Below are 25,772 nucleotides of genomic sequence, written 5' to 3'. Positions count from 1 at the left end.
GGACTTCTGGCCACGTAGGATGGGAGCAGCCGACCGGGACGGGCCCGGCGACGGGTCGGAGCTCGTCCCCGGTCGCGGCAGAGCAGCGATTCACGAGAGGGTGATGAACGTGTCAGACCTGGGTCAGACCAGCTGGATGAAGGAGCGGCTGGCCTGGGGCCTTGGTGGGATCTCGGGGCGGCAGGTGCCCGCCTGCCCCGGTGGTCGTATCTACACGGTGCGGTCGGGGGACACTCTGTTTCGTATCGCCCAGCGCTTCGGCGTCTCCCTTGACGCCCTGATCCGGGCCAACCCCCAGATCACCAACCCGGACGTCCTCCGGGTCGGCCAACAGATCTGCATCCCGGGCGTGGCGCCTCCCGAGCCTCCATGCCCCGGCGGCTTCCTCTACACCATTCGCGCGGGCGATACTTTCTTCTCGCTCGCCCGGCGGTTCAACGTCACCGTGGACGCGCTCCTCGCGGCCAACCCCGGCGTCGATCCCGACCGTCTCATGATCGGGCAACGGATCTGCATCCCGACCGCGCCCCCCGCGCCGGGGTGCCCAGGCGGCTTCCTGTACACCATCCGCGCCGGAGACACCTACTTCTCCCTCGCCCAGAGGTTCAACGTCACCGTGGCCGCGTTGATCGCGGCCAACCCCGGCGTCGATCCCGACCGTCTCATGATCGGGCAGCAGATCTGCATCCCGACCGCACCCCCCGGACCCACGTGCCCCGGCGGAACCCTGTACACCATCCGCGCGGGCGATACCCTGTTCGCCCTCGCCCAGCGGTTCAATGTCACCGTCGAGGCCATCCTCCGGGCCAACCCCCTGATCACCGACCCCGAGTTGCTCCGGGTGGGGCAGATCATCTGCATCCCTGGCCCGACCACCTTGCCGGCCCCGGCGGCGGCCACGTAGCCGGTCCTGCCGGCCCCAAGCGGCTCGATCCGGTTCAGGGCCGCCGCATGAACGTCCGGTCCTACTCCGGTGGGGCCGCCGGAGGCGTAGGATGGTCCCAGCCGACGGGGACGGGCTCCACGACTGCATGAGGCCCGTCCCTCGCCATGGCTGGAGATCGATCTTGAGAGGGTGATGAACGTGCCAGACCTTGGCCAAACAAGCTGGATGAAGGAGCGGCTGGGCTCGGGCCTCAGCGGGTCGGTAGGACAGCAGGCGCCCGTCTGCCCCGGCGGCCGGATCTACCGGGTGCGTGCGGGCGACACGCTCTTCCGCATCGCCCAGCGGTTCGGCGTCTCCGTCGACGCCATCCTCCAAGCCAACCCCCAGATCACCAACCCGGACGTCCTCCGGGTCGGGCAGAGCATCTGCATCCCGGGGGTGACGCCCCCTGGTCCTCCGTGCCCCGGCGGCCGGATCTACATCATCCGCCCCGGCGACACCTTCTTCGCCATCGCCCAGCGCTTCGGCGTCAGCGTGGCGGACCTCATCGCGGCCAACCCCGGGGTCGACCCTGATCGGCTCGTCGTGGGCCAGCGGATCTGCATTCCCGGCAGGCCGCCGGTTCCGCCTCCGCCGCCTCCCCCACCTCGCGGGCGAGGATGCACCCCGCTCAGCCCCACCGATCTGGTTCCCCGGTCGCTGGGGGTCGTCGGGCTCGACTTCAACCGCAACCGGGTGGTGGTCGCGGTGGACGGCCTGCCGGCGCCCGGGCAGATCGCGCCGGGGGCCGACCTCTGGCGGGCGTGGTTTCGGCTTCGCACCACCGCCGACTGGGTCCCCGTGGACCTGGCCAACTGCAACGGCGTCTGGGCGGGGGCCGGCGACATCGTAGACCTCTTCCTCTACGGCCCTGTGCGGGTGACAGCGGAACCTGCCGGCCAGGTGGCACGGCCCATGGGACCCGCCGGGGCTGAAGGCACCATCCAGGCCGTGAGGACGTTCGACGCCGAGGAGTGACCTCTGGAAGACCTCGCGGGCAGACACCCGCGGGGTCTCCGGCCGGGTTCGCGTCTCCGCACGCCCGGTCCCAGGCAGGGATCGACCCGTTCCTGGCAAAGACGCATTCAGGCGTCCGGTGAGGCATGATTCGGTTGCCACCGGGCGCCAGGATGCCAGGGGAGGGAGATCCCGTGGAACCGGTTGCGATCGTTGCCGCGTGTCGCACGCCCGTGGGCCGTGCTCGGGGCTCAAGGCGGTGGTCCTCGCAGCCGGCTCCATCCTGCTTGGGGAGAACCGGATGGTGGTGGCCGGCGGCATGGAGAGCATGAGCCAGGCGCCGTACCTCCTCACCCAGGCCCGGTACGGCTACCGAATGGGTCACGGTGAGCTGCTGGACAGCATGGTACTCGACGGGCTCACCTGCCCCATGGAGCACGTCCACATGGGGATCACCGCCGAGAACGTCGCCGCCGAGTTCCACGTGGGCCGGGAGGAACAGGACCGCTTCGCCTACGAGAGTCACCGGCGAGCGGTCGCCGCCCAGGCCGAAGGATTCTTCGACGCAGAGATCGTGCCCGTGGAGGTGCCCCAGCGGAAGGGCCCGGCGGTGGTGGTGCGGCAGGACGAGGACCCCCGCCCCGACACCTCCCTGGAAGCGCTGAGCCGGCTGCGCCCGGCCTTCAAGCCCGACGGCACCGTCACCGCCGGGAACGCCTCCAGCATCAACGACGGGGCGGGCGCGCCTTGGTCTGGACGAGATCGACCTCTTCGAGCTGAACGAGGCCTTTGCGGCCCAGTCCGTCGGGGTCCTGAAGGAGCTGGACGTGGGGACCGATCGGGTCAACGTCCACGGCGGCGCCGTCGCCCTGGGTCATCCCATCGGCGCGAGCGGTGCCCGCATCCTGGTGACCCTGCTGCACGCCATGGCCCGCCTGCTTCAGGCAGCGGCGGCCACTTCGAGGCGACGGGCTGTCACGCCACGTCGGTCGGTGCGCTGCTGGTCGCCATGGCCCTCTTCCTGCCGTGTGGGCTCGTCAGCGCGCCGGGTCGGGTGAGACGTCGCGCCTCTTCATGAGCTGAGGACAGGAAGCCGGCCCGTCCCTACCCCTCCCCCAGGTACGCCCGCCGGACCTGCTCGTTCTCGGCCAGCTCCGCGGCAGGGCCCTCCAGCACCACCCGCCCTGTCTCGAGCACGTAGGCGTACTCCGCCAGGCGAAGGGCGGCCCGGGCGTTCTGTTCCACCAGCAGGATCGTGCGTCCCTGGCCGTGGAGCGCCTCCAGCGCCCGGAAGACCTCCTGGCGGAGCGACGGGGCGAGACCCAGCGAGGGCTCGTCCAGGCAGAGGATGCGGGGATGGCTCATGAGCGCCCGTCCCACGGCCAGCATCTGCTGCTCGCCGCCCGAGAGGGTGCCGCCGCTCTGGTCGCGCCGCTCGTGCAGGCGGGGGAAGAGCTGGTAGACCCGCTCCAGGTCCGCCTGGACGCCGTCCGCGTCGGAGCGGTGGTAGGCGCCCATCATCAGGTTCTCCCGCACGCTCAGGTTGGGGAAGATGCGGCGGCCCTCGGGCGCCATGGCCACGCCCTGCTGGACGATGCGGTGCGCCTTGAGGCCCAGGATCTCCCGGCCGTCCAGGCGGATCGATCCCTTGCGCGCCCGCACCAGGCCCGTGATCGCCCGCAGGGTGGTGGACTTGCCGGCGCCGTTGGCCCCGATGAGGGTGACGATCTGCCCCTGGGCCACCCGGAGGGAGATTCCCTTGAGGGCATGGATGCCGCCGTAGAAGACGTTGAGGTCCTCCAGGACCAGGACGGGCAGGCCGCTCATGCCTCTTCCTCCCCCAGGTAGGCCTCGATCACCTTGGGATGCGCCTGGATCGCGGCGGGGTCGCCCTCGGCGATGGACTGCCCGTGGTCCAGCACCCGGATGCGCTCGCAGATGCCCATCACCAGCTTCATGTCGTGCTCGATGAGGAGGATGGTGAGCCCGAACTGCTCGCGGATGCGGCGGATGAAGGCCATCAGGTTCCGGGTCTCCTCGGGGTTCATGCCGGCAGCGGGCTCGTCCAGCAGGAGGAGGCGGGGCCGGGTGGCCAGGGCCCGGGCGATCTCCAGGCGCCGCTGCTGGCCGTAGGGCAGGCTGGACGCTTCGGCGTGGGCCAGGCCGCCGAGGCCCACCTGCCGGAGGAGCTCCATGCCCTCCTCCCGCATGGCCTCTTCCTCCCGGTTGTATCCGGGGAGGCGGAGGAAGGCGCCCCACACCGAGGAGCGCAGCCGCACGTGATAGGAGACCAGCACGTTCTCCAACACGGTCATGCCACCGAAGAGGCGGACGTTCTGGAAGGTGCGGGCGATGCCCAAGGCGGTCACCCGGTCGGGGGGGGAGCCGGTGATCTCCTGGCCCTCGAAGAGGATCCTCCCTGCGGTGGGCTCGTAGTGCCCCGTGATCATGTTGAAGACCGTGGTCTTGCCCGCGCCGTTGGGCCCGATGAGCCCCACCAGTTCGCCCGGCTGGAGGGTGAGGTCGAAGCGGTCCACGGCCACCAAGCCGCCGAAGGTCATGGTCACGCCCTCCAGGTGGAGGATGGGTGCCACGGGTCCGTCGGGGCTGGTGGCGCGAGCCGCGGGCGATCCTTGCCGCGGATCCGGGGGTGCCTGGAGCGCGGGCTGCCCGTCGGGTTCAGGCGTTGGGCGCATGGGCGCGCCTCCTTCCCGGAAGCCGGCGGAGGAGGGGCTCCCACGAGAGCTCGCCCCGGCCGAAGAGGCCCCGGCGGTAGAAGATCATGAGCACGATGAGCAGGAGCGAGAAGACCACCATCCGCATGCCGGGGATGCCCGGGATCGTCCAGGACCCCAGCCGCATGGGCGCCTCCAGGGAGCGGAGGACCTCCTGCAGCACCGCAAAGAGGACGGCGGTGACGACGGACCCCGTCATGGACCCCAGCCCGCCCAGCACGATGATGATCAGCAGGTTGAAGGTCATGGTGAAGGTGAAGAGGGTGGGGGAGATGGTGGTGATGAGCGTGGTGAGCAGCGCCCCGGCGATGCCGCCCAGGAAGGCGCTGACCATGAAGGCCAGGAGTTTGGTGCGGAAGACGTTGACCCCCATCGCCTCCGCTGCCACCTCGTCCTCCCGCACAGCCCGCATGGCCCGTCCGAAGCTCGAGAGGGCCAGGTTGCGCACCAGCACGATGCTGGCCACGGCAAAGCCTCCGGACCACCAAAGGTGGGTGTACTGGGGGATCGCCTTGATCCCCAGGGCCCCGTTGGTGAGGGGGATCACGTTGTTGGCCAGCACGAAGACGATCTCGCCGAAGCCGAAGGTGGCGATGGCCAGGTAGTCGCCCCGCAGGCGTAGGGAGGGGTAGCCCACCACCAGCCCACCCACGGAGGCCACGACCCCGGCCGCCAGGAGCGCGACCACGAAGAGGCTCCCCGGCAGGCTGAAGGCGTTGAAGGGCCACATGAGCGGCTCGAGGAACCAGACCATCTCCTTCTGGGCCACCGGCAGCACCAGCAGCGCCGCGGTGTAGCCGCCCAGGGCCATGAAGGCGTTGGGGCCCAGGGAGAACTGGCCGGTGACGCCGTTGATGAGGTTGTAGCCGACCGCGGCCACCACGTAGACGAAGGCGGTGTTGAGGATCCGCTGGTAGTAGGGGTTCAGGCCGGTCTCCGCCCACCGGATGAAGAGGGCGAAGAGAGCGATGGCCAGCAAGGTCAGCCAGGTTTCGGTGCGCACGCGCATGGTCTACACCTTCTCCTTCAGGGGGGCGCCCAGCAGACCCGTGGGACGCACCAGCAGGAAGAGGATGAGGAGCGCGAAGATCACCGCGTCCCGGAACCCCGACTGCATGGGGAAGAAGGCGACGAAGAGGATCTCCACCATGCCGATGACGAAGCCGCCCACGGTGGCGCCGGCGATGCTGCCGATGCCGCCCACCACAGCGGCGGTGAAGGCCTTCCACCCGGGGTAGAGGCCCATGAGGGGCTGGATCTGCGGGTACTTGAAGGCCCACATGATCCCCCCGGCTGCCGCCAGGGCGGAGCCCACCGCGAAGGTGTAGGAGATCACCCGGTCCACGTCCACGCCCATGAGCCGCGTCACCTCCATGTCGGTGGAGACGGCCCGCATGGCCATGCCGATCTTGGTCCGGTAGATCAGGAAGAGGAGCAGCCCCAGGAGCAGGAGCGCCAGGACCGGAACCCAGAAGGTGACCCCCAGGATCTTGGCCCCGCTTACCTGGTACACCTCGCTCATCACCTCGGGACGGGGGAACGCCTTGGGGCGCGCGCCCAGGACCACGATGCCGCCGTTCTCCAGCAGGAAGGAGACACCCACGGCGGTGATGAGGGCCGAGATACGGGGCGCCTCCCGCACGGGCCGGTAGGCGGTGCGGTCGATGAGCATGCCCACCCCGGCGGTGAGGGCCATCGCGAGCACGATGGCCAGGTACCACGGCAGCCGGAAGAGGCCCACGATGAAGAAGAAGACGTAGGCGCCCACCATGAAGACGTCGCCGTGGGCGAAGTTGATCAACCGGAGGATGCCGTAGACCATCGTGTAGCCGATGGCGATGAGGGCGTACAGGCTTCCCAGGGAGATGCCGTTGAAGAACTGCTGCACGAACGTCTGAACGTCCATTCCCTACCCGCTTTCCCGGCGCGCACCGTCGGGCCGCCCGCGCCCAGGGGGCACCCGGGCTGCTGGAGTGGTGCGGGCGACCGGGTCGCACGGGACCCCGGCCGCCCGGCACAGGGTGCTACTTGTTCGCGTAGGCCTTCAGCTCGGGCGGGAAGACGGTGGCCATGTAGCGGAAGTCGCCGTCCGCCACCCGCCGGATCACCACGGGCTTGATGGCGTCCCCGTTTTCGACGATGACGGGCCCCGTGACCACCTCGAGGCCGTCGATGGCCTCCAGCTGCTCCCGGATCAGCTTGGGATCGGGCTTGCCCGCCTTCTCGATGGCGTGCAGCAGCATCAGGTAGGCGTCGGCCGTCAGGCCTCCGAAGGAGTTGGGCGCCCTGTTGTACTTGGCCCGGTAGGCGTCGATGTACTGGCGGCCCAGATCGGTCACCGCGGCCTCCTCGTGCCAGAAGGCGGTGTGCATCAGGCCCTCCACCGCCTTGCCTCCGATCTCGAGAAGCTCGGGCGCGTCGGCGCCGTCACCGGAGAGGATGGGCTGGGTGAGCCCCAGCTCCCGGGCCTGGCGGGCGATGAGGGCGTCCTCGGTGTAGTAGTTGGGTACGTAGAGCAGGTCCGGGTTGGCGTTGGCCACCGCCGTGAGCTGGGCGGTGAAGTCCTGGTCGCCCGTGCGTACGTAGGTGGTGGCCACCACCTTGCCGCCCAGCTTCTCGAACTGCTGGGTGAAGTACTTGCCGAGGGCCACCGTGTAGTCCTGGGCGATGTCGGAGATCACCGCGGCCCGGCGGGCGCCCAGGTTCTCGTAGGCGAACTGGGCGGCGATCACCGCCTGGTAGGTGTCGGTGAAGCAGGCGCGGAAGACGTAGCTTCGGCCCTGGGTGACCAGCGGGTTGGTCGTGGACGGGCCGATGATGGGAATCCCCGCTTCCTCCGCGATGGGGCCGGCGGCCAGGAGGTTGCCGCTGATCATGGTGCCGACGATGGCCACCACGCCCTGGTTGATGAGACGGGTGGTCGCGTTGGCGGCCTCCACCTTGTCGCTCTTGTTGTCGACGAGGACCAGTTCGACCGGCCGCCCAAGCACCTTGTCGTAGCCCAGGCTGCGGATGACCTGGAGACCCTCCCAGCCCATCTGCCCGTAGGCGGCGACGGAGCCGGTCATCTCGAGGTTGACCCCGATCCTGATGGGCTCCTGGGCCGCAGCGGGGGCTGCCAGGAGACCGGCTAGCACGACGAGGACGAGAAGCCTGGTCCAGCTGCGCACGACGTTCCCTCCCCGGTATGGGTATGTGATGGGTGCAAGACCACCCTCCGGCGGGTGCAGGCATTGCGCACCATGATTGCGATCTCAGCACCGGATCCCCCGGTAAGCGCCGCTCCTCGGCGCAAGACCGGTGTCTGACAGCGAATGACAACCAATGCTGATAGGTGAAAAGCGCGCCGAAAGGGTCCGATTCCCCCAATGGAGCGATGTGGTAACACGTTCGTGGTCAGGAGACGGATTCCTTCTTCGTTCCCCTATTCCCCCGCCAAATGCTCACCGCATCTGCACAGTGCGCCCCGGTTGTGACATGATGCACAGACTCGCGGCGACGAAAATCGTACGGAGGTCCCAGCGCGTCGGGCGGCCGGCGCGTCGCTTCCCCTTCAGGGAACCTTCAGCGAGAACCGTTATCATGAGGGCCGCAATCGGTGCCGCGACCCCGGCCGGCGTGGGGGTCGCGCATCGGAAACGGAGGCGGAGACCTTGGTCAGGAAGGCCGGCCGGAAAGGTCGCGGGCTTGGCAAGCGGTTGGCGAGGTGGGTCGTCGGGCTGGCGAGCGTGGCGGCCATGGTGCTGCTGGTGGGGATCTTCAGCTGTCAGGAGGGGAATGCGGTTGGCGGCGCCCGTCCCTCGGCAGCGGAGGGAGGCGCAACCGCGACGCCCCCGGTAGCAGGCGGCGGCTTCGGGTCCGGCGGTTCCTCCTCGGAGACGTGGGTACGCACGGGTGAAGGGTGGTTCGACGATGACGACCGGTACGAGCACGACGACCACGAATGGGACGACGACCTCCGGTGGTACGGCGGCTACGGCGGGTACGACGGCGGCAAGGGGGAGAGCGGCGAAGAGCACATCGTCCAAGCGATCCCTGGGGTTGGGGTCCCGGCCGCGGCCGGTCGTCGCGTCTTCCGCACCAGGGCCTCTTGATTCCGGGCTCCGTGACCCTGAGCCCCGTGACCGCGTGCCTCCCGTCGCCGGGCGGCGCAAGGCGCGGCGGCTCCGGCCCTACACGGCCAGCTTCCGGGCGATGGGGACCACGGTGGACCTGTTGGTGGTCTCCGGGGAAGCGGAGGCGCGGGTCCGGGAGGGCCTGAGGCAGGCGGTGGAGCTTTTCGCCCGGGTGGAGCGGTGCTGCTCGCGCTTTCGCCCCGAGAGCGAGCTCTCCGCGCTCAACGCCCGTCCGGGCCGGTGGGTGCTGGTGAGCAAGGGGCTCTGGGAGCTGATCCGGCGGGCGGAGGACCATCGTGGGCGAAGCCGGGGGCTCTTCGACGCCGGCATCCTGCCCGCTTTGGAGGCGGCCGGCTACGACCGGGACTTCTCCCGCCTGGACGTGGCGCCTCTGGACGTGGGGGCCCCGGATGCGTCGACCCTGGACCCGCAGGGCACCGGCGCGCGCTCTGGCCCCTGGTTCACCCGGACCAGGGCGGCCCGCCTGCAGTTGGATCCCGCGATTCGGGCCGTTCGCCTCGAACCCGGTACCCGCCTGGACCTGGGCGGGGTGGCCAAGGGTTGGACCGTGGATCGGGCCCTGGAGCGGGTCGCGCCGCTGGGCCCCGCCCTGGTCAACGCCGGCGGCGACCTGGCCGCCCGAGGCTGGCAGGGGCACCCCTGGCGTCTCACCGTGGAAGATCCCTGGCACCCCGAGCGACTCCTGGCCCGGTTGCCCATGGGGGACGGGGCCGTGGCCACCACCTCTCTGGGAAGGCGGCGCTGGTGGAAGGACGGCGTCGTGCGCCATCACGTGATCGACCCCCGGACGGGTGAGCCCGCTCGGACCGACGCGCTGGCCGTGACGGCCTGGGCCGATACCGCGGAGGCCGCCGACGTCGGCGCCAAGGTGCTCCTCGTGCTCTCGCCCGGGGAGCGGGAGGATTGGCTGGGGCGCCTGGGTCTCATGGGAGCCCTGGTGGTGGGGAGCGACGGGCGCGCGGCCACGCTGGGACGGCTGCCCGACGCCGGGGTGCCGCACCAGGTGAAGGCCCCCGCCCGAACTCGGACGTGAGTCTGGCAGGAGGAGGTCAGGCGTGTGACGGGCGGGATTCTCCGCTTCTTTGCAGAAGGCTCGCTCACCTGGAGCGTGATCCGGGCCGGGGGGCTGACCGCCTACGCGCTGCTGGTGCTGTCGGTGGCTGCGGGAATGGCCGCGGAGTACCGGAGGGGAAGGCGCGCGGCACCGGGACCCTGGCTCGCCGTGCACGACTTCGCAGGCTTCCTGGGGCTTCTCTTTGGGCTCGTCCACGCCCTCGCCTTGCTCGTGGACCCGGTGGTGCCGTATGCTCTACGCGAGGTCCTGGTCCCAGGCCTGGCGACGTACGAGCCGGTGGCCAGCGCCCTGGGAAGTCTGGCCCTGTGGGGGGTCGCCGCCCTGTTGCTCGCCGTCGACCTACGCGAGTGGCTTCCGGACGGTACCTGGCGGGCCCTCCACGCGGGGGTACCGGTGGCGCTCCTCCTGGCGAGCCTCCACGGGTTCTGGATCGGAACCGACGCGGGGTCGACCTGGGTGCGGCTCCTGCTCGGGGTGGGAGCGCTGCTGAGCCTGGGAGCGCTGCCGGCGTCGCTCCGGGTGGCCTTTCGGCTCACCGAGGGCGGAACCGGCGAGAAGGCGGGGCGGGCCCAGGCCCTGGGAAGGGATGCCGGTGCGGCTCCTCTTGGTAGAAGACGATCCGGCCCTGAGTGAGCTGATCGTTCAGGGTCTCAGCGAAGAAGGCTACCGCGTGGACCACGCGGCCGACGGTGAGGAGGCCGAGCTCTTCCTGGCGGACCGGACCTACGCGGTCGTCCTCCTGGACCGCCTGCTCCCGGACCGGCGGGGCGAGGACCTGCTCGCCCAGTGGCGGGCCCGCGGCCTGGGCACGCCCGTGCTCTTCCTGACCGCGCTGGACGCGGTGGAAGAGCGGGTGAAGGGTCTCCGGCTGGGTGCCGACGACTACCTGACCAAGCCCTTTGCCTTCGAAGAGCTCCTGGCGCGCATCGAGGCGCTGGCCCGCCGGAGCTCGCTGGTCGGGCCCGGGGGGCGGCTCCGCTCGTCGGATCTGGCCCTGGACCCACAGCAGGCTCGCCTGGAGGGACCTGGGGGGGCGTGGGTGACCCTCACGCCGCGGGAGGCCGCACTGCTGGAGCTCTTCCTCCGCCATCCCGGGCAGGTGCTGCAGCGCCAGACCCTTCTGGAGCAGGTGTGGTCCGAGCCGTGGGAGGTTTCGGAGAACGCGCTGGAGGCCCACGTGAAGAACCTCCGCCAGAAGATCCGGCAGGTGGGCTCCTCGGCCCGGCTGCGGGCCGTGCGGGGGGTCGGGTACACCCTGGAGGAGGGTGCGGCATGAGCCGCTGGCGGCGTTCCCGGCCGGGAGGCATGCTCGTCCGCAGGCTTGCCGCCGCCTGGGGTGAGAACCTGCCGCTCCGCCTGGGTGTGACCATGGCCGTCGTCTTCGGCGCGCTGGTGGCCGTGGTCCTGGCCGCGGCCCTCTTCACCGCTCGCCACGTGATGCTGGAGACGGTCGATGCCTCCCTGGACTCCCTGGCCGCCTTCCTCCGCACTCAGGCGGTCGGCTTCGCCTCGCCGGGTGCGGCGGACCCCCGGGGAACCTGGGACGTCGCCGCCGGCGATCCCCCTGCCGATCGCGGCACCCAATGCGATGGAGACGCCCACGACGAGGATCACGAGGGCGACGAGCCTTATGAGGACGATCACGACAAGGACGGCCTCTGGGAGCGGCTGGAGCATCGGGAGCGGCTGGCGCCCGACGAGGTGGCCCGCCTGAGCGGCGAGGTGCTCCTGGGGGTGCGGGAGCAGCTTTACGAGGCGGAGGCGGGCGAGCCGGTGCGAGCCGCCCTGGACCGGGTTCCGCAGATCGCGGAGGGCTTCCTCCGCCTGGCCGGCGCCCGGGGCGACTGGCTCTCCCTCCCGCAGCCGCTGGGCACCGTGGGAGCCCCCGCGGCCCAAACGACCGGAGGCGCCCCGGCCCCCCGGCCGGCAGGCGCGGCCGCAGGGCCGCCGGCCCTGCCTTCAACCTGGGTGGGGAAAGCGGCTCACGAGGGCATCGCCTTCGGCACCTGGGGCCGCTCCCGCGCAGGGCTTCCGGGAAGGGAGAGCTACCGGCTCGCGGTGGTCCCGGTGAGGCCGCTTCAGAGTGGGGGCCTCCCGGGTTCCACCTACTACTTGGCGCTGGCCGTGCCCCTGGGGGCGGTAGGTCGCCAGCTCGAGCAGATGGCGCGCTGGCTGGGGCTCCTGGGATTGCTCGCGCTGGGGCCCGTGGCCGTCTTCAGCGCGCTGACCGTCCAGCGGGCCTTCCGGCCCGTGGAGACCATCGCCCGGGTCGCAGGGTCCATCGACGATCGCACCCTCAGTGCCCGCATCGAGGAGCGACCCCAGGACCGGACGCTCCAGAAGCTGGTGGATGTGCTCAATGCCATGCTGGATCGCTTGGAGAAGGCCTTCGGAGCTCAGGCCCGCTTCGTCCAGGACGCCTCCCACGAGCTCCGCACGCCCCTGGCCCGGCTGCGCACGGGGCTGGACCTCGCCCTGCGCCGCCGCCGGACCGACGAGGAATACCGCCGTAGCCTGGAGGCAGCCCGGCGGGAGGTGGACCGCCTGACCCGCCTCAGCAACCACCTCCTGTGGCTCGCCCGTCACGATCAGGGTGAGGTCGCCGCGCGGGATCCTGTCGACCTCGCGGCCGTGGCGGCGCCGGTCCTCGACACCTTCCGCCCGGGGGCGGCCGAGGCGGGGGTCGCATTGGAAAGCGAGATCCCCGCCGGCCTCTCTTGGCCCGTGGAGCGGGTGGGCCTCGAGCAGATCCTGACTAACCTGGTGGAGAATGCGCTTCGAGCCACGGGACACGGGGGGCGGGTCTGGGTCCGGGCCTGGGCCGGCGATCCGCCCGCAGAGAAGGAGCGCACGGGAGAGGGTTCGCCGCCAGGGCCCCCGGCCGCCTCTGCCCCCGGCCCCACCGGTTCCCATGCGCCCGAAGCCCCCGGCGCACCGCTCCCGGTTCCCTCGGGGCCGTGGCTCTGGCTCGAGGTGGGCGACACGGGCAAGGGCATCCCGCCTGGGGAGTTGGAGAGGGTCTTCGAGCGCTTCGTCCGGCTGGAGCCGGGCCGGGACCCCCGCGGTGGAGCCGGGCTCGGGCTCTCCATCTGCCGCGCGATCGCGCAGGAACACGGGGGCGTCATTCGAGTCGAGAGCGAGCCGGGCTACGGCAGCCGCTTCCAGGTTGCCTTCCCGCCCCGGCGCGCGTGACTCGCTCGCCTCGCCCGGTCCGTCTGCCCCGTGAGCGTCCCGCCCGCCTGGTAGCAGCCCGCAGGTACCCGCCGGATCATGCCCATCCCGAACGGCGCCCGAAGGCCCGCTTGGCACCGGATCTTCCCTGAAGGGGAACGCAATCGAACGTCGAAGATCATGTACGAACCCATTCGAACATAAATGAACGGCGTGCCGAGCGCGCGGGGAAGGGAGGGGAAAGGGGTGCTGGCAGCTGAACGGCGCAACCGGGTGCTCGTGCAGGTACGTAGCCGGGGCAAGGTGCAAGTGAACGAGCTCTCGCGCGAGCTGGGCGTGTCGGCCATGACCGTGCGGCGCGATCTGGCCTGGCTGGAACGGTCCGGGCTGGTTCAGCGGACCCATGGTGGGGCCCTGGACCCCCGCCTGCTGGCGGAGGAGGTGCCCCTCCGACGCAAGTCCACCCGGCATCCGGACGAGAAACGAGCCATAGGCCGGGTGGCGGCCTCGCTGGTGGAGGCAGGCCAGACCCTGGTCCTCGACGCGGGGTCGACGGTACTGGAGGCGGCCAGGGCCCTGGAGGCGCGCCCACTGACGGTGGTCACCAACGACCTGGTCACCGCGCTGGAGCTGGCGGACCGACCCGGGGTGACCCTCTACTGCACCGGAGGGCAGGTGCGGCCACAGGTGTACAGCCTGCAGGGGTCCCACGCGGAGGCGTTCCTTACCGGGATCCAAGTACACGTGGCCTTTCTGGGAGCCGACGGAGTCGACCCCGACCTGGGTCTCTTCACCACCAACCTGGAGAAGGTGGCCGTCAAGCGAGCCATGATCCGGGCGGCGACCCGCAGCTACGTCCTGGTGGATGCAGCCAAGCTGGGAACCAAGGGCTTCGCCCGGGTAGCGGCCGTGACCGAGGTGATGGGCGTCATCACCACCGACCGGGCCCCGGCCCCGGTGGTGGAGGCGCTGCGCGAGAAGGGCCTCGAGGTGCTGCTGGCTCGAGCCAGCCAGGTGAGGGAGGGGGAGGCGGGATGAGCCAGCGACCGATCCGCCTGGGCGTGGTGGCGGACGACCTCACGGGAGCCAACGCCACCGGCGTGCGCCTGGCGGGCTGGGGGATGGAGGTCTGGTCCGCCCTGACGGCCGAGGAGGCCCCTCGGTTGGAAGGGCACGTTCAGGCGCTGGCGCTGGTCACCGAGAGCCGCGCCCTGCCGGCCCAGGAAGCGGCCCACCGGGTACGGCGAGCGACGGCGGTGCTGGTGGAGGCGGGCGCCAACCTTTTCGGCAAGCGGATCGACAGCACCCTCCGGGGGAACCTGGGGACGGAGCTCGAGGCCATGATGGGCGCGCTGGACGCCGCCGGCCGGCCCCACCTGGCGCTGGTGGTTCCCGCGTACCCGGCGTCGGGCCGGGTGGTGGCCGGCGGCTTCCTGCTGGTCCACGGCGTCCCGGTGCAAGAGACGGCGGCTGGCACCGACCCCGGCGCCCCGGTTCGGAGCAGCCGGGTACAGGAGGTCCTGCGCGAGCAGACCGGCCTGGCCATGGAGAGTCTGGAGCTGGACCAGGTCCTGCGGGGCCCCGGAACGGCCCGGGCCGCGCTGGAGGGCGCGATCCGCCGGGGGACGCGGGTGGTGGTGGCCGACGCCACCACCGATGCCCACATCGACACCCTGGTGGCAGCCACCGTGCTCCTGGAGACGCCGGTGCTCAGCGTGGATCCAGGACCCTTCACGGGTGCCCTGGCCCGTGCACGCCTGATCGAGGCGGGGTGGGCGGTCCCCGCGCCTACCCTGCGCCAGCCCGCCGCAGGATCGGGCGCCACCCGCCGGGAAGGCCCAGCCCCTGGTGGCGAGACCCCCGAGCACTCGAAGAAGCCGCACTACCTGGCCGGGGTCGTGGGAAGCGTGACCCCTCTCAGCCTTCGGCAGGTGGAGCGGGCGGCACGTGCGGGGGCGGCCTGCCCGGTCCCCGTGCCGGTGGACGCCCTGGTCGCCGCGACGTCTTCGGCAGAGGCCGATCCGGCGACCGTGCGGCATGCCGCGAGGGAGGCGCTGGACGCCGCCCTGGCCTGCCTGCGGCGGGCGGAGGTGCCGCTCTTGGTGACGGCACGCTCCGGGCAGCCCCTGCTGCCGGCCCAGACGGCGGGTGCCGTGGCCGGAGCGGTGGGGGAGCTGGTGGCGGCGCTGGCGGACGAGGCTGCGAGCCAGGGCACGCCCCTGGACGGCCTCTACCTCAGCGGCGGTGACATCACCGTGGCAAGCTGCCGGGCCTTGACGTCGCCGGTGCTCCGCCTGGAGGTGGAGGTGGAGCCGCTGGTAGCCTTCGCCCGCCTCACCGGAGGGCCCTGGGCGGGCCTGCCCGTGGTGACCAAGGGCGGCCTGGTGGGAGACGAGGAGGCCTTGGTCCGGTGCCTGCGGTACCTGTCGGATGGACCCTGAAGGGGAGTGACGTTCGTGGACCCACGTGAGACACGACCTGTCCTGGCCATCACCGCCGGTGATCCCGCCGGCATCGGCCCCGAGATCACGCTGGCCGCCCTGGGAGAGCCGGAGGTGTACCGGCGGTGCCGGCCCCTGGTCCTGGCCGAGCCCGCGGTGCTGGAACGGGTGAAGCCGCTGGTGGCGAAGGACCTGCGGCTGAAGGTGGTGGCAGGACCCGCAGAGGCCCGGTTCAAGCCGGGCACGGTGGAGGTCCTGCCCGCGCACCCGGTGGATACCTCAGACCTGGAGCGGCATGTGCCCTTTGGCCGGGTGAGCCGCCTGGCGGGCGAGTTGGCCTTCGCCTCGATCCGCCGCTCCATCGATCTGGCCCTGGCCGGTGAGGTGGATGGGGTGGTCACGGGCCCGATCCACAAGGAGGCCATCAAGGCGGCGGGGGTCCCGTTCATCGGCCACACGGAGATGTTCCAGGAGCTCACGGGCTCCCGCACCAGCCTCACCATGTTCCGCACCGGAAGGCTCAAGATCTTCTTCCTCACCCGGCACGTGTCCCTGCGGGTGGCGTGCGAGATGATCCGGCGGGACCTGCTCCTCGAGACGCTCCGAGAGGTCCGGCGGAACCTGGAGGTCCTGGGTGTCCGCGACCCCGAGATCGGCGTGGCTGCGCTCAACCCCCACGCGGGAGAGGGCGGGCTCCTGGGGGAGGAGGAGCGGCAGGAGATGGTGCCTGCGATCGCGGCCGCGCAAGCCGAGGGCATCCGGGCCGTGGGACCGGTGCCCGCCGACTCCATCTTCGTCTTCGCTGCCCGGGGCGCCTACGACGCGGTGCTCTCGCTCTACCACGACCAGGGGCACATCGCCTCCAAGGTGCTGGACTTCGAGCGGACCATCAGCGTCACCCTGGGGCTGCCCTTCGTCCGCAGCTCGGTGGACCACGGCACGGCCTTCGACATCGCGGGCAAGGGCCAGGCCCAGCACCGGAGCATGGTGGAGGCGATCCTGGCCGCCGCCGAGTACGCCCCCCGCATCCGGGCGGCAAACGCGCCCGCGGCGGACCGGGCGGGAGGCGCCTGACCCTCCAGGGGATCCGGGGGCTGCGGCCTCCGCCCCCGGCCTGGGAGCGCCTTTCAAGGGGAGGTGATGGGGCCGGAGCGCCCCGGCCCGGCAGCGCTGGGCAGACGGCTGCGAACGAAGGAACGCGAGGGGAGGAACGTGCGTTGGAAAACGTCTCTGGGCTTCAGCTGATCCTGGGCCTGGTGATCGGGGTTGGGGTTCTGGTCTGGCTGATCCTGGCCACCAAGGTCCACGTCTTCCTGGCACTCATTCTCAGCGCGGCGCTGACGGGCCTCATCGCGGGCCTGGACCCCGCGCAGATCGCCACGACCATCGCCAACGGCTTCGGCAGCACCTTGGGTGGCATCGGGGCCGTCATCGGCTTCGGCGTCATGATGGGGAAGCTCCTGGAGGTCTCGGGCGCGGCGGAGCGGATGGCCCTCTCCTTCCTCCGGCTCTTCGGCAAGGGCCGGGAGGACTGGGCCATGGCCTCCACGGGCTACGTGGTCTCCATCCCCATCTTCTGCGACTCAGGCTTCGTCATCCTCTCGCCTCTGGCCAAGGCGCTGGCGCGCCGGACGGGCCGCTCGGTGGTGGCCCTGGGCGTCGCCCTGGCGGCCGGCTTGGTGGTGACCCACCACGCGGTGCCGCCCACGCCTGGGCCGCTCGCGGTGGCAGGGCTCTTCGGTGTCGACCTGGGTCTCATGATCCTCTACGGCGCGCTGCTCTCCATCCCGCCGCTGGTGGCGGTGGTGTTCTACGCCCGCCGGCTGGCGAAGCAGGTGACGCCTGACGACCTGGTGGCCGCGGGGCAGACCGCTGCGGAGTCGGGGTCGGACGAGGTGGCGGCGGCCCGGGAGGAACGGGAGCTGCCCTCGGCCACGGCCGCCTTCGCCCCCATCGTGCTGCCGGTGATCCTCATCTTCGCCAACACCCTGGTGACGGCCCTGAAGCCCGCCGGAGCGTGGGTGGGCTACGTCACCTTCCTGGGCAACCCCATCGTGGCCGTGGGTCTGGGTCTCTTGGTGGCCATCTACGGTCTGATGCGGGAGACGCCCCGGGAGAAGGTGGTGGGCTGGATGGAGCAGGGCATCTCCTCGGCCGGCATCATCCTCCTGGTGACGGGCGGCGGCGGCGCGCTGGGCGCGGTCCTGCGGGCCAGCGGCATCGGCGACTACCTGGCCGGCCAGATCGCGGCCACGGCGCTGCCGGCAGTGCTCCTTCCCTTCGCGGTGGCCAGCATCGTGCGACTCGTTCAGGGAAGCGGTACGGTGGCCATGATCACCGCCGCCTCCATCACGGCGCCGGTGCTGGCGGGCACGGGGGCGAACATGGCCCTGGCGGCGGTGGCCGCCACGCAGGGAGCCATGGTCTTCTCCTACTTCAACGACTCGTATTTCTGGGTGGTGAATCGGCTGCTCGGCATCACCCAGGTGAAGAAGCAGGTCCAGACCTGGTCGGTTCCGTCGACCCTGGCCTGGGCCGCGTCGCTGGTGGTGCTACTGGTGGTCAGCCTCTTCGCATAGCGCTCTCGACGACGAGGCTGCCGCAGGGCGCAGGGCGGGGCGGGCAAGGCGCCCCGCCCTTCAGCTTGCGAGCCCCCGCAGGAAGTAGCCCACCCCGTACGCGGCCACGGCCGCCAACCCGCCGACCGCGAGCATCTCCAGGCCCGCTCGGTGCCACGGCTTGTGGATGACGATGGAGCGCATGGAGCCCACGGTGAACATGGCCAGAGCCGTGATGACCACCGACGCCCAGAACCCGTGCGCGGCCAGGGCAGGGAAGAGACCGGCCAGGATGTACGCCACCAGCGGGATCGCCCCACCCACCAGGAAGGAGACGAAGGTGGTGAGGCCAGCCCGGAGCGGGTCCTTCCGCTCCTCGATGATCTCCAGCTCCTCGCGCATCATCGTCTCGACCCACCGCTCCTCGTCGGCGGTGATGGCCTCCACCACCTGCTCGAGGACCTCACCCGAGAGTCCCTTCTTCCGATAGATCTCGCGCACCTCGGCCCGCTCGCCCTCGGGGAAGTGGCGCACCTCCCAGAGCTCCCGCTCCCGCTCCTTCTGCTGGTAGTCCACCTCCGAACGCTCGCCCAGGTAGGTGCCCGCCGCCATGGAGAGCCCGTCCCCCAGCAGGTTGGCCAAGCCCAGGATCAGGACGATGGTGGGCGAGAGCGCCGCACCCGTCACCCCCGCCACCACGGCGAAGGTGGTGACGATGCCGTCCGAGGCGCCCAACACCGCATCGCTCAGGTACTTGCCCCGCTCCTGCTCGTGGGGCTCCTCCGCGGCGATCCGGTTCATCTCATGGGCACGGGCCGCCGCGTCGGGATCACCCTGCCGGTAGGCCCTCCGTGCTTCATCCACCCGCTTCATGGCCGTCGCCTCCCTCCCGGACAAGCCTTCGGGCCGGGCGAACCCCTTCCTCCTCGGCTAGCCTTTCCTGCACGGTCCCGCCGGGAGACCGTGCGGCCGGGAACTTCTGCCCCGGACCCGAAGAGACCCGAAGAGGCGGTGTCACGAAAGGGAGACCAAGAAAGGCGGAGGCGGTCTCCGCTGGGAGACCGCCTCGCGCCGGCCCGTGACCGTGGTGTCTTGAGGAGGCGAAGCCGAGACACAAGAGGACAATCCTTCGACCCTACAGGAACTATCGGCAGCCGGGCGGGCGGAATGAAGGGGGGTCGGTCGTTTCTTCAACGCGTGACCGCGGCCCCTCAACGAACGCCGCCCAAATGCCGAGCCCCTACCCAGGAGTGCATGAAGACAACTCGAACGGTTTCAAGCAGGGCGGGGCAAGGGTGAGGTGCGGCTGGGTGAGACCGAGGAGCCTCCTGGGCCGGGTTCAGGGCCTCGGAGGGATGGTGGCAGGAGCGGGGCAGGCCCTCCGGAGCCTTCGGGTCCGGCCCCCCGCGCGCTCCAACCGTCCGGGCCCGGACCGGAGCTATCTGGAGGTCCACCGGGCCATCTCCGACGCCTCGCTCACCCTGGACCGGGAAGCGCTCCTCGATCGCGTGCTGCACGGCCTCCGGACCCTCTTCAGGGATGACTTCGTCTGGATCTTCCTGGTGGAGGGCGGCCGACTCCGCCTGCACCGGTTCTTGCCTGTCGGCTCCCGGGAGCCCGAGCGCCGGCCCCCGTTCTCTCGCAGGCCCATCGAACCCGGCGACCTCCGGGAGCTGGCCCTGGACGGCCCGGGCCTCGTGGCCCACGCGGCCCGATCGGGCGCCAGCGTGCGGGTGGACGACGTGCGGGCCGAGCCCCGTTACCTGCCCTTCACCCAGGGGGAGCGGATCCGCTCGGAGCTGGCCGTGCCCATCCAGTCGGCGGAAGAGGTCCTGGGCGCGGTGAACCTGGAGAGCACGCGCCCCGCCCGCTACACCACCCAGGACGAGGTCGGGCTCGCCTACGTCTGCCGGCACCTGGGGACGGCGCTGGCCAACCTGCGGCACCGGGTGCGCGAGCGCCAGACGCTCCTGGACACCATCACGGCCCTCTCGTCGTTGGTGGACGAACCCGGTCGGGCACTGCGGGCGATCCGCGCCTTCACCCGGCTCAAGGACGCGGTGGCCGGGCGGGCAGGGGAGGTCTACGCCGCCCGGCGGGCGGAGGAGGTGGAGGAGGAGCAGCGCCGCATCATCCGGGAGCTCTCCACGCCCGTCATCGAGGTGTGGGAGGGGATCCTGGTGATGCCCATCGTGGGCATCATCGACAGCGGCCGGGCCAAGCAGATGATGGAGCAGCTCCTGAACCGGATCGTCGAGCTCGGCAGCCGTATCGTGATCCTGGACGTGACGGGCGTTCCCTCCATCGACACGGGGGTGGCGGACCACCTGCTGCGGACCACCCGGGCCGCGCGGCTGGTGGGGGCCCGGAGCATCCTGGTGGGCATCAGCCCTCAGGTGGCGGTCACCCTGGTGCGGCTGGGCGTCTCCTTCGGGGACCTGGAGACCGTGGGCGACCTCCGCTCGGGCCTGGCCCTGGCCCTGGAGCTCCTGGGTCACCGGGTGGTGGGCCCGGGGTCATGAGCATCCCCATCCTGCACGTGGAGGGTTTTCTCATCGTGGAGCTCCAGGGCGAGCTGAAGGACGCGGACATCGCCGCAGTGCAGCAATCCCTCCTGGAGCAGCTCCACCGGGAGCGGGCCCGGGGCGTCCTCATCGACCTGAGCGGCCTGGAGGTGGTGGACTCGTATACGGGGAGGGTGATCCGGGACACGGCCGGCATGGTCCGGCTGATGGGCGCCCGTACGGCCGTGGTGGGTCTGCGGCCGGCGGTGGCGATCACCTTGGTGGAGATGGGTCTCGAGCTGCCCGGGGTCCACATGGACCTGAACCTGGAGCGGGGCTTGGAATGGCTGCGCGCGCCGGAAAGGTAGACGTCCGCAAGCGGGTCATCGAGATCCGCATCGAGGGCCAGGACCAGGTGGTGATCGTCACCGCCCGGGGAGCGGTCCGGGAGCTCGCACGCGAGTTGGGTTTCGGCGTGGTGGACCAGACCCGCATCGCCACCGCCGTCTCTGAGATCGTGAGAAATGCGGTCCAGTACGCCGGCGAGGGCCACATTGAGTTCCGGGTGCTGGAGGGGGAGGCTCGCCTGGGACTGGAGATCGTGGTGTCGGATCGCGGCCCCGGGATCCCCGATGTCGGCCGGGTCCTGGAAGGCGGTTTCTCCACCGCCGACGGCTTCGGCCGGGGCGTGAGCGGCGCCCGGGCCCTCGTGGACGATTTCACCCTCGACAGCCTCCCCGGCCAGGGAACTCGGGTACGGATGCGCAAGTGGCTGCCATGAGCGTCGCGTTGCCCGCGGGTGTCAGCGAGAGCCGCCTGGTGCCCATCCGGAGGGAGCTGGACGTCTACCTAGCCATCGCCCAGGCGCGGGACCTGGCCCGCGCCATGGGCTTCGATGCCTACGCGACCACCGAGATCGAGACGGCCGTCTCGGAGCTCGCGAGCAACGTGCTCCACCACGGGGTGGAGGGCGAGGCCTGGCTGCGCCGCTCGGGCGACCGGTTCGAGGTGGCCTGCACCGACCGGGGTCCGGGCTTCGCCGGTACCGCGGGCCGCCCGACCGCCGGCCTAGGGGTCGGCCTTCCGGGAGCCCGGCGGCTGATGGACGGTCTCACCCTGGAGGACGCTCCCGCCGGAGGCGCGCGGGTGACCGCCTGGCGGCGCCTGCCCCCGGCGAAGCCACGGCCCGGCTCGCCCGTGCCCGCCGGCCGGACGGGGCGGGAACCTCTCGTCCCCGGCCCGGTCGGGGCCCTGGAAGCGGCGGTAGCCCTGCGCTCCGCCGAGGGGGAGTCCGCCTGCGGCGATGCCTATGCGATCCTCCCGCTGGCGGATGGGGTGCTGGTGGCGGTGATCGATGGGGTAGGGCACGGGCCGGCCGCGGCCGAAGCGGCCGCCCAGGTGGTGACCGCGCTGGCGGAGCTGGCCGCGGCCAAGCCCGGCGCGGCCCTGCCCGAGTTCCTCCAGGCGGGCCATGCAGCCTCCAGCTCCGGGCGCGGTGCGGTGGCGGGATTGCTCCGCGTCCGCCCCGCGGAAGCCTCCTGGGCCGGGGTGGGGAACGTGCGGTTCCACTGGGTGGCGGATACCGCGCAGCACGGCCCCGAGGCCGGCGAGGGAGCCCACGGACAGCCTGGCGGCTTCCGCATGGGCGCGCCCGGGTGCCTGGGCGTCCGCTGGCCCGACCCGGCTCCCCGGGAGGAGGCCATCCCCGGCGGGGGCATCGTCCTCATGGCCACCGACGGGGTGCCCTTCGACGTTCTCCCGGAAGCCATCGCCCTGCCCTCCGCGGGCGCCGATCCGTCCATCCCGGAGCCGTCCGGTTCCGCTCTCCGCGAACCGGTGGAGGCGATGGTGGCCGGGGCGGGGGGCCGGGACGACGCGCTCGTCCTGGCCGTGCGCCTCCGCACGCCCCCGATCGCGCCCGCTCACGCTCTTGATACGAAAGCGCTACACCCCCCGCGTTGAACCGGCTCTGGGAGCGGGTTACCCTGGAGTGGTGGAGTTCGTGCGGGGCGAGGCGCCGCGGTACGAGTGGGATCAGGGGACGTTGAGACCGACCAGCACGCTCACCGGTATCTGATAAAGGCCGGCCGGCGTCCCCTCCGGAACGCTCACCCGCACGTCCCACCGGTAGGCGTGACGGCCTGCCCCACCGGTGATCGCCGCGGATGCGGGAGCAGGCCCGGAAGTACGGGAGCCCACCGCGCTCGCCGGGGCCAGGTGGATCGCGAACGGTCCGGCCGCCTGCACCTGGGCCTCCCACGGTGCGTTGGCCATGACCTCGAGGGCGAGGGCGTCCGAGAGCTGGACGGTGGGCGAGGATCCGTCGTACGCGAAGGAGAGGGCGGAACCGCGGATCACGTGCACGGCAGCCAGCGGTGGGATGTGGACGGTGACCCGGACTTCGTCGCGGTCCAGGACCCGAGGAGCCGCTCCCGCCCGCGGGATGGAAAGCACCCACGGAGCCACGACCAGGACGATGAAGCCGCCGAGCAGTACCGCCCAGCGAACGAGACGAGACATCAAGCCCACCCTCTTCGGCGGCCCGGCCGTCTCCCGCAGGAGACCCGTGGCTTTGCGCCCCCGCCTCGCGACGGGTTGGCCTTTGTCGGAGGTGCGCGCGGGGCACACATCCTTCGCTCTGCCTATCGGCACGCACCCGGACGAACTGGAGGACAATGCGCCGGGTTCGCGAGAGGAAGGGTGTGCCTTCCCGCGCGTCCGTCCGGGTACCGTGCGTGCCGCCGTTGACTCGCCATTGACACCGTGCCGGTAGAGTCGACCCGGCAGCCCAGCGGGGAGCCGGCCTCCCCCAGCAGGCGGTGACCGCGGTGGTGGCGACAGGAAGACGTGAAGCCCGGAAGCGAAGCCAGAGCACAGGCGTCCTCTCCCCATCGGGAAAGGCGCGTCGCTCCGGTCTTCATGCGGTCGGAGCCCATCCGACCCCTCGTCGCGCGTCGGGGTGCCCCACAGCCCACGCTCTCCTCGACGCCCGTCCCAGGGCAGGTCGACTCCTCGTGACGGCTGCCTGTATCCTCATGGCCTGGGCCGCGGTCGCCGGGCCGGCGGCGGCGCAGGGAACGGTGCTGGCAACGGTCTACGTGACCGTCGTCGCGCGCATCCCCGACCTCGCTCGGCTCACGGCGCGGACCCCCGAGGTCGTCTTCACCGAGGAGGACATCCTGGAGGGCGAGCACCTGGGCGACCAGATCAGGATCACCCGGCCGGGCGGCCTTCAGCTGGACTTCGTGGGGAACCGGAATGCCGAGATCCTCGTGTCGAACCCCCAGGGCCTGGTCCAGGTGGAGACGGGGACGGTACTCCCTTCCGAGCGTCTCGAGTGGAGGCTGCAACCCGGGAGCCGGTGGCGGCCCTTCGGTGCGCACATGGTCCGCCTCACCACGCAAGGGCCCGGCCGGTCCACCTTGGCCCTGGACCTCCGGCTGAGTCTGCAGTACACAGACCCCATGGGGACCTACGAGACCACCCTGGTCTTTACGGTGCTGGTGCCCCCAGAACCCTGATCCGCCCGCGTTGCGTCGCGGAACCCCGCGCATGTCGTCTGCTGTCGTCTACTCCCACGTGCGGAACCGCAGGCCCAGCCGGTACTCGAGCTCCTCCACGGGCCAGCGGTAGCGAACGCCGGCCTCCAGGCCGGGTGCGAGCCCGGGCTTCTCGCCGGAAACCAGCTGGCGCGCCAGCCGGAGTTCCACTTGGTCCACGTCCCCCGGTGGGCGGGAGAGGGTGAGGTCGAGCCGCCAGGGGCCCGGATGCCATCCCGCCGCCACCTCCCAGGCGGGGTCGAGGGCACCGAGGCTCAGGAGCCGGCCCGATGTCACCTCAGCGAAAGCACCGCCGCTCACCTGGAGGAGGTAGGCCGCGCGGAGTTCCAGCGAGGACGAGGGGGCGGTGGTCTCCGAGAGCCCCACGTACCAGCGGGTCGGGCGCGGGCCGAGAAAGGCCCCTCCTACCAGCTCGAGTCGTCGTGCCAGGGTGCCGTGTAGGCCGATCCATCCCTCCGCGACGCCCTCCTTGGTCCCGGCCGCCGGGTTCCAAGACTCGAGGCTCAGGGTGAGCCGGGCCGAGTCCGCCCAACGCCACGACGTATCGAGGGTCAGGAGTTGCTGCTCTGCCGTGCGTGCCAGCACGAGCCCGAGGGTGTCGTCAGCGGAAGAGGGTTCGGAGGCGTCGGGCAGCGGCCCGAACCAGGCGACCACCTCAGCCACGAAGGGAGCAAGGGAGGCGGTCGCAGTGATGCGGCCAGCTGCAGGCCGGACCGCCGGCGCGCGAGAGAGGGGTGGGAGGATGGCGTCTTCGGCGGAAAGGGCGTCGGCCTCCTCCCCGGAAGGGGCCGGTCCGAGGGCGACAGGTTCCGCGGTGACAGCCAGAGCCGCCAGGCGAGGGTGGGTGTTGCGATCGATCACGAAGGGACCCACCGAGAGCTCCTCCGTTCGCTGGATCAGCAGACCCGCGATGGGGGTGGGGGTCCGGTCGAGGGGAAGGGTGGCGTCGAAGACCAAGCGGCGTCCCAAGTGCTCCGCCTCGAACCGAACGCGGCTCGTCACGCGGCCGTCAAGACCGGTGGTCTGGGGTTCCACTTCCAGGGTGAGGGTCGACTGGATCGGGAAGGCCGTGGCCGACCCGGACGCATGGAGCGGGAACGGAACCTCGTCAGGGGTGAGGAAGGGGACGGCGCGCCGCATGGTGAGGGTGGTGGGATGCCCGGGATAGGTGGCCAGCGACCCCAGGCTGGTCACCTGGCCCTTCTGTACCCCCTCGCGCAGGCCGCCGCTCGCCTCCTCCCGGGAGAAGGTGAGGATCGCTTCGGCCGCCTGGGCGGCCAGGACCTGGAACTCGTCCACGGGCAGGAGGAGGTAGCCGGCCGAAAGGAGCAACCCCCGCACCAGGAGCTGCGAAGGCTCGGCGGCTGCCTCCGAGGTCGGGGAAGCGAAGACCGCGCTGGTACGGAAGGGAGCGAAGCCCACGTCCAGCAGCCAGAGACGGAACAGGACAGGCCCAGCAGACCGCGCCGCATCAACCGGCGCGCGCAGGGGAGCCGGAGAGGCCGCCGACGAGGGATCCGGCTGCGGCGGCGCGACGGCCTGGGCGCTCGGGAAAGGGAGTAAACCGAGGAAAACCTGAAGGAACGCCCACGCGGCCAGGGCCCCGACGAGGCTCGCGCGCCGCATGAGGCCAGAGCGGCGGGTGCGCCCACCAGAGACTGTGCTCGGAGACGGGCTGAAGAATACGGCGCGTGTCACGTCTCCCACCCC

24 protein-coding genes, 1 pseudogene and 1 riboswitch are annotated in these 25,772 nt (G+C 71.3%); of the genes and pseudogenes, 17 read left to right on the top strand and 8 right to left on the bottom strand.

Annotation, left to right across the window (positions count from 1 at the left end):
• Positions 1–109 precede the first annotated feature (109 nt).
• The 3 genes and pseudogenes from LIP_RS08995 to LIP_RS08985 all read left to right on the top strand — a co-directional run.
• Positions 110–904, top strand: coding sequence for a muramidase family protein (locus tag LIP_RS08995; RefSeq protein WP_198409474.1), 795 nt, complete (start codon positions 110–112; stop codon positions 902–904).
• 180 nt (positions 905–1,084) lie between these two features.
• On the top strand, positions 1,085–1,903 hold the full coding sequence (locus LIP_RS08990; RefSeq protein WP_198409473.1) for a LysM peptidoglycan-binding domain-containing protein: 819 nt from the start codon (positions 1,085–1,087) through the stop codon (positions 1,901–1,903).
• Between the two features lie 223 nt (positions 1,904–2,126).
• Positions 2,127–2,814: pseudogene (locus LIP_RS08985) on the top strand (thiolase family protein); the annotation flags it as partial.
• Positions 2,815–2,986: 172 nt separating this feature from the next.
• Here LIP_RS08985 and LIP_RS08980 read toward each other — a convergent pair.
• From LIP_RS08980 to LIP_RS08960, 5 genes are all read right to left on the bottom strand, one after another.
• Positions 2,987–3,709 (bottom strand): ABC transporter ATP-binding protein, encoded by a 723-nt coding sequence (locus LIP_RS08980; protein WP_068137077.1) that lies wholly within the window; start codon positions 3,707–3,709, stop codon positions 2,987–2,989.
• Complete coding sequence (locus LIP_RS08975) at positions 3,706–4,443, bottom strand: ABC transporter ATP-binding protein (protein ID WP_068141813.1); 738 nt, start codon at positions 4,441–4,443, stop codon at positions 3,706–3,708. Before LIP_RS08975 ends, LIP_RS08980 begins: the two co-directional genes overlap by 4 nt.
• 118 nt (positions 4,444–4,561) lie before the next feature.
• The gene (locus tag LIP_RS08970; RefSeq protein ID WP_068137075.1) at positions 4,562–5,626 is read right to left on the bottom strand and encodes a branched-chain amino acid ABC transporter permease; all 1,065 of its coding nucleotides are present in this window, start codon (positions 5,624–5,626) and stop codon (positions 4,562–4,564) included.
• A gap of 3 nt (positions 5,627–5,629) precedes the next feature.
• Entirely contained in the window at positions 5,630–6,523 is an 894-nt protein-coding gene (locus LIP_RS08965; protein ID WP_068137071.1) for a branched-chain amino acid ABC transporter permease, read from the bottom strand.
• A gap of 118 nt (positions 6,524–6,641) precedes the next feature.
• Positions 6,642–7,787, bottom strand: coding sequence for an ABC transporter substrate-binding protein (locus tag LIP_RS08960; protein WP_068137067.1), 1,146 nt, complete (start codon positions 7,785–7,787; stop codon positions 6,642–6,644).
• A 483-nt stretch (positions 7,788–8,270) separates the two neighbouring features.
• Between LIP_RS08960 and LIP_RS18920 the strand changes: the two genes are divergently transcribed.
• The 9 genes from LIP_RS18920 (at position 8,271) to LIP_RS08915 (ending at position 18,019) form a co-directional block, all read left to right on the top strand.
• Positions 8,271–8,711, top strand: coding sequence for a hypothetical protein (locus LIP_RS18920; protein ID WP_158509605.1), 441 nt, complete (start codon positions 8,271–8,273; stop codon positions 8,709–8,711).
• Positions 8,712–8,745: 34 nt separating this feature from the next.
• Entirely contained in the window at positions 8,746–9,786 is a 1,041-nt protein-coding gene (locus tag LIP_RS08950) for an FAD:protein FMN transferase (protein WP_068137063.1), read from the top strand.
• Positions 9,787–9,810: 24 nt separating this feature from the next.
• Positions 9,811–10,461 (top strand): hypothetical protein, encoded by a 651-nt coding sequence (locus tag LIP_RS08945; protein ID WP_068137060.1) that lies wholly within the window; start codon positions 9,811–9,813, stop codon positions 10,459–10,461.
• Entirely contained in the window at positions 10,421–11,104 is a 684-nt protein-coding gene (locus LIP_RS08940) for a response regulator transcription factor (RefSeq protein ID WP_068137057.1), read from the top strand. The genes LIP_RS08945 and LIP_RS08940 overlap by 41 nt, the downstream gene beginning before the upstream one ends.
• Complete coding sequence (locus tag LIP_RS08935; RefSeq protein ID WP_068137055.1) at positions 11,101–13,020, top strand: sensor histidine kinase; 1,920 nt, start codon at positions 11,101–11,103, stop codon at positions 13,018–13,020. The genes LIP_RS08940 and LIP_RS08935 overlap by 4 nt, the downstream gene beginning before the upstream one ends.
• 225 nt (positions 13,021–13,245) lie before the next feature.
• Positions 13,246–14,037 carry a DeoR/GlpR family DNA-binding transcription regulator gene (locus tag LIP_RS08930; RefSeq protein WP_068137051.1) on the top strand — a complete coding sequence of 264 codons (792 nt, stop codon included), beginning with the start codon at positions 13,246–13,248 and terminating at the stop codon, positions 14,035–14,037.
• Positions 14,034–15,440, top strand: coding sequence for a four-carbon acid sugar kinase family protein (locus LIP_RS08925; protein ID WP_068137049.1), 1,407 nt, complete (start codon positions 14,034–14,036; stop codon positions 15,438–15,440). The genes LIP_RS08930 and LIP_RS08925 overlap by 4 nt, the downstream gene beginning before the upstream one ends.
• Positions 15,441–15,455: 15 nt before the next feature.
• Complete coding sequence (gene pdxA / locus LIP_RS08920; RefSeq protein ID WP_068141811.1) at positions 15,456–16,514, top strand: 4-hydroxythreonine-4-phosphate dehydrogenase PdxA; 1,059 nt, start codon at positions 15,456–15,458, stop codon at positions 16,512–16,514.
• Between the two features lie 143 nt (positions 16,515–16,657).
• Positions 16,658–18,019 carry a GntP family permease gene (locus LIP_RS08915; protein ID WP_068137046.1) on the top strand — a complete coding sequence of 454 codons (1,362 nt, stop codon included), beginning with the start codon at positions 16,658–16,660 and terminating at the stop codon, positions 18,017–18,019.
• Positions 18,020–18,079: 60 nt separating this feature from the next.
• On the opposite strand, the gene LIP_RS08910 is transcribed toward LIP_RS08915, so the two are convergent.
• Complete coding sequence (locus LIP_RS08910) at positions 18,080–18,871, bottom strand: VIT1/CCC1 transporter family protein (RefSeq protein WP_068137043.1); 792 nt, start codon at positions 18,869–18,871, stop codon at positions 18,080–18,082.
• Positions 18,872–19,308: 437 nt separating this feature from the next.
• Between LIP_RS08910 and LIP_RS08905 the strand changes: the two genes are divergently transcribed.
• Genes LIP_RS08905 through LIP_RS08890 form a run of 4 tightly spaced genes read left to right on the top strand, consistent with a single transcriptional unit; the run spans position 19,309 to position 22,464 of the window.
• Positions 19,309–20,520, top strand: a complete 1,212-nt coding sequence (locus tag LIP_RS08905) for a GAF domain-containing protein (RefSeq protein ID WP_068137041.1) — start codon at positions 19,309–19,311, stop codon at positions 20,518–20,520.
• A complete protein-coding gene (locus tag LIP_RS08900; protein ID WP_068137038.1) occupies positions 20,517–20,870 on the top strand; it encodes an STAS domain-containing protein in 354 nt (117 codons plus the stop codon). The genes LIP_RS08905 and LIP_RS08900 overlap by 4 nt, the downstream gene beginning before the upstream one ends.
• Complete coding sequence (locus tag LIP_RS08895) at positions 20,846–21,283, top strand: anti-sigma regulatory factor (protein ID WP_082726066.1); 438 nt, start codon at positions 20,846–20,848, stop codon at positions 21,281–21,283. The genes LIP_RS08900 and LIP_RS08895 overlap by 25 nt, the downstream gene beginning before the upstream one ends.
• Entirely contained in the window at positions 21,280–22,464 is a 1,185-nt protein-coding gene (locus LIP_RS08890; RefSeq protein ID WP_068137035.1) for an ATP-binding protein, read from the top strand. Before LIP_RS08895 ends, LIP_RS08890 begins: the two co-directional genes overlap by 4 nt.
• A 72-nt stretch (positions 22,465–22,536) precedes the next feature.
• On the opposite strand, the gene LIP_RS08885 is transcribed toward LIP_RS08890, so the two are convergent.
• Positions 22,537–23,022 carry a hypothetical protein gene (locus LIP_RS08885; protein ID WP_068137032.1) on the bottom strand — a complete coding sequence of 162 codons (486 nt, stop codon included), beginning with the start codon at positions 23,020–23,022 and terminating at the stop codon, positions 22,537–22,539.
• Between the two features lie 13 nt (positions 23,023–23,035).
• A riboswitch (cyclic di-GMP riboswitch) is annotated at positions 23,036–23,113 on the bottom strand.
• A 403-nt stretch (positions 23,114–23,516) separates the two neighbouring features.
• Here LIP_RS08885 and LIP_RS08880 point away from each other — a divergent pair.
• Positions 23,517–24,023, top strand: coding sequence for a hypothetical protein (locus tag LIP_RS08880; RefSeq protein WP_068137028.1), 507 nt, complete (start codon positions 23,517–23,519; stop codon positions 24,021–24,023).
• A 48-nt stretch (positions 24,024–24,071) separates the two neighbouring features.
• Here the strand turns inward: LIP_RS08880 and LIP_RS08875 are convergent, their stop codons facing one another.
• Positions 24,072–25,484: a hypothetical protein gene (locus tag LIP_RS08875; RefSeq protein WP_144440405.1), complete on the bottom strand. Its 1,413-nt coding sequence runs from the start codon at positions 25,482–25,484 to the stop codon at positions 24,072–24,074.
• Positions 25,485–25,772: the final 288 nt, after the last annotated feature.

This window comes from Limnochorda pilosa (assembly GCF_001544015.1).
GTDB classification, from domain to species: Bacteria; Bacillota; Limnochordia; order Limnochordales; family Limnochordaceae; genus Limnochorda; species Limnochorda pilosa.
The sequence above is the reverse complement of the archived record's forward strand: the minus strand, read 5'-3'. Positions and strand labels throughout refer to the sequence as shown.

Bases quoted from the DNA above. Each gene is read 5' to 3' on its own strand.
- LIP_RS08910 (WP_068137043.1), bottom strand. From the start codon at position 18,871: ATGAAGCGGGTGGATGAAGCACGGAGGGCCTACCGGCAGGGTGATCCC.
- LIP_RS08895 (WP_082726066.1), top strand. From the start codon at position 20,846: ATGGCTGCGCGCGCCGGAAAGGTAGACGTCCGCAAGCGGGTCATCGAG.
- LIP_RS08970 (WP_068137075.1), bottom strand. From the start codon at position 5,626: ATGCGCGTGCGCACCGAAACCTGGCTGACCTTGCTGGCCATCGCTCTC.
- LIP_RS08980 (WP_068137077.1), bottom strand. From the start codon at position 3,709: ATGAGCGGCCTGCCCGTCCTGGTCCTGGAGGACCTCAACGTCTTCTAC.
- LIP_RS08935 (WP_068137055.1), top strand. From the start codon at position 11,101: ATGAGCCGCTGGCGGCGTTCCCGGCCGGGAGGCATGCTCGTCCGCAGG.
- LIP_RS08965 (WP_068137071.1), bottom strand. From the start codon at position 6,523: ATGGACGTTCAGACGTTCGTGCAGCAGTTCTTCAACGGCATCTCCCTG.
- LIP_RS08925 (WP_068137049.1), top strand. From the start codon at position 14,034: ATGAGCCAGCGACCGATCCGCCTGGGCGTGGTGGCGGACGACCTCACG.
- LIP_RS08885 (WP_068137032.1), bottom strand. From the start codon at position 23,022: ATGTCTCGTCTCGTTCGCTGGGCGGTACTGCTCGGCGGCTTCATCGTC.
- LIP_RS08890 (WP_068137035.1), top strand. From the start codon at position 21,280: ATGAGCGTCGCGTTGCCCGCGGGTGTCAGCGAGAGCCGCCTGGTGCCC.
- LIP_RS08900 (WP_068137038.1), top strand. From the start codon at position 20,517: ATGAGCATCCCCATCCTGCACGTGGAGGGTTTTCTCATCGTGGAGCTC.
- LIP_RS08975 (WP_068141813.1), bottom strand. From the start codon at position 4,443: ATGACCTTCGGCGGCTTGGTGGCCGTGGACCGCTTCGACCTCACCCTC.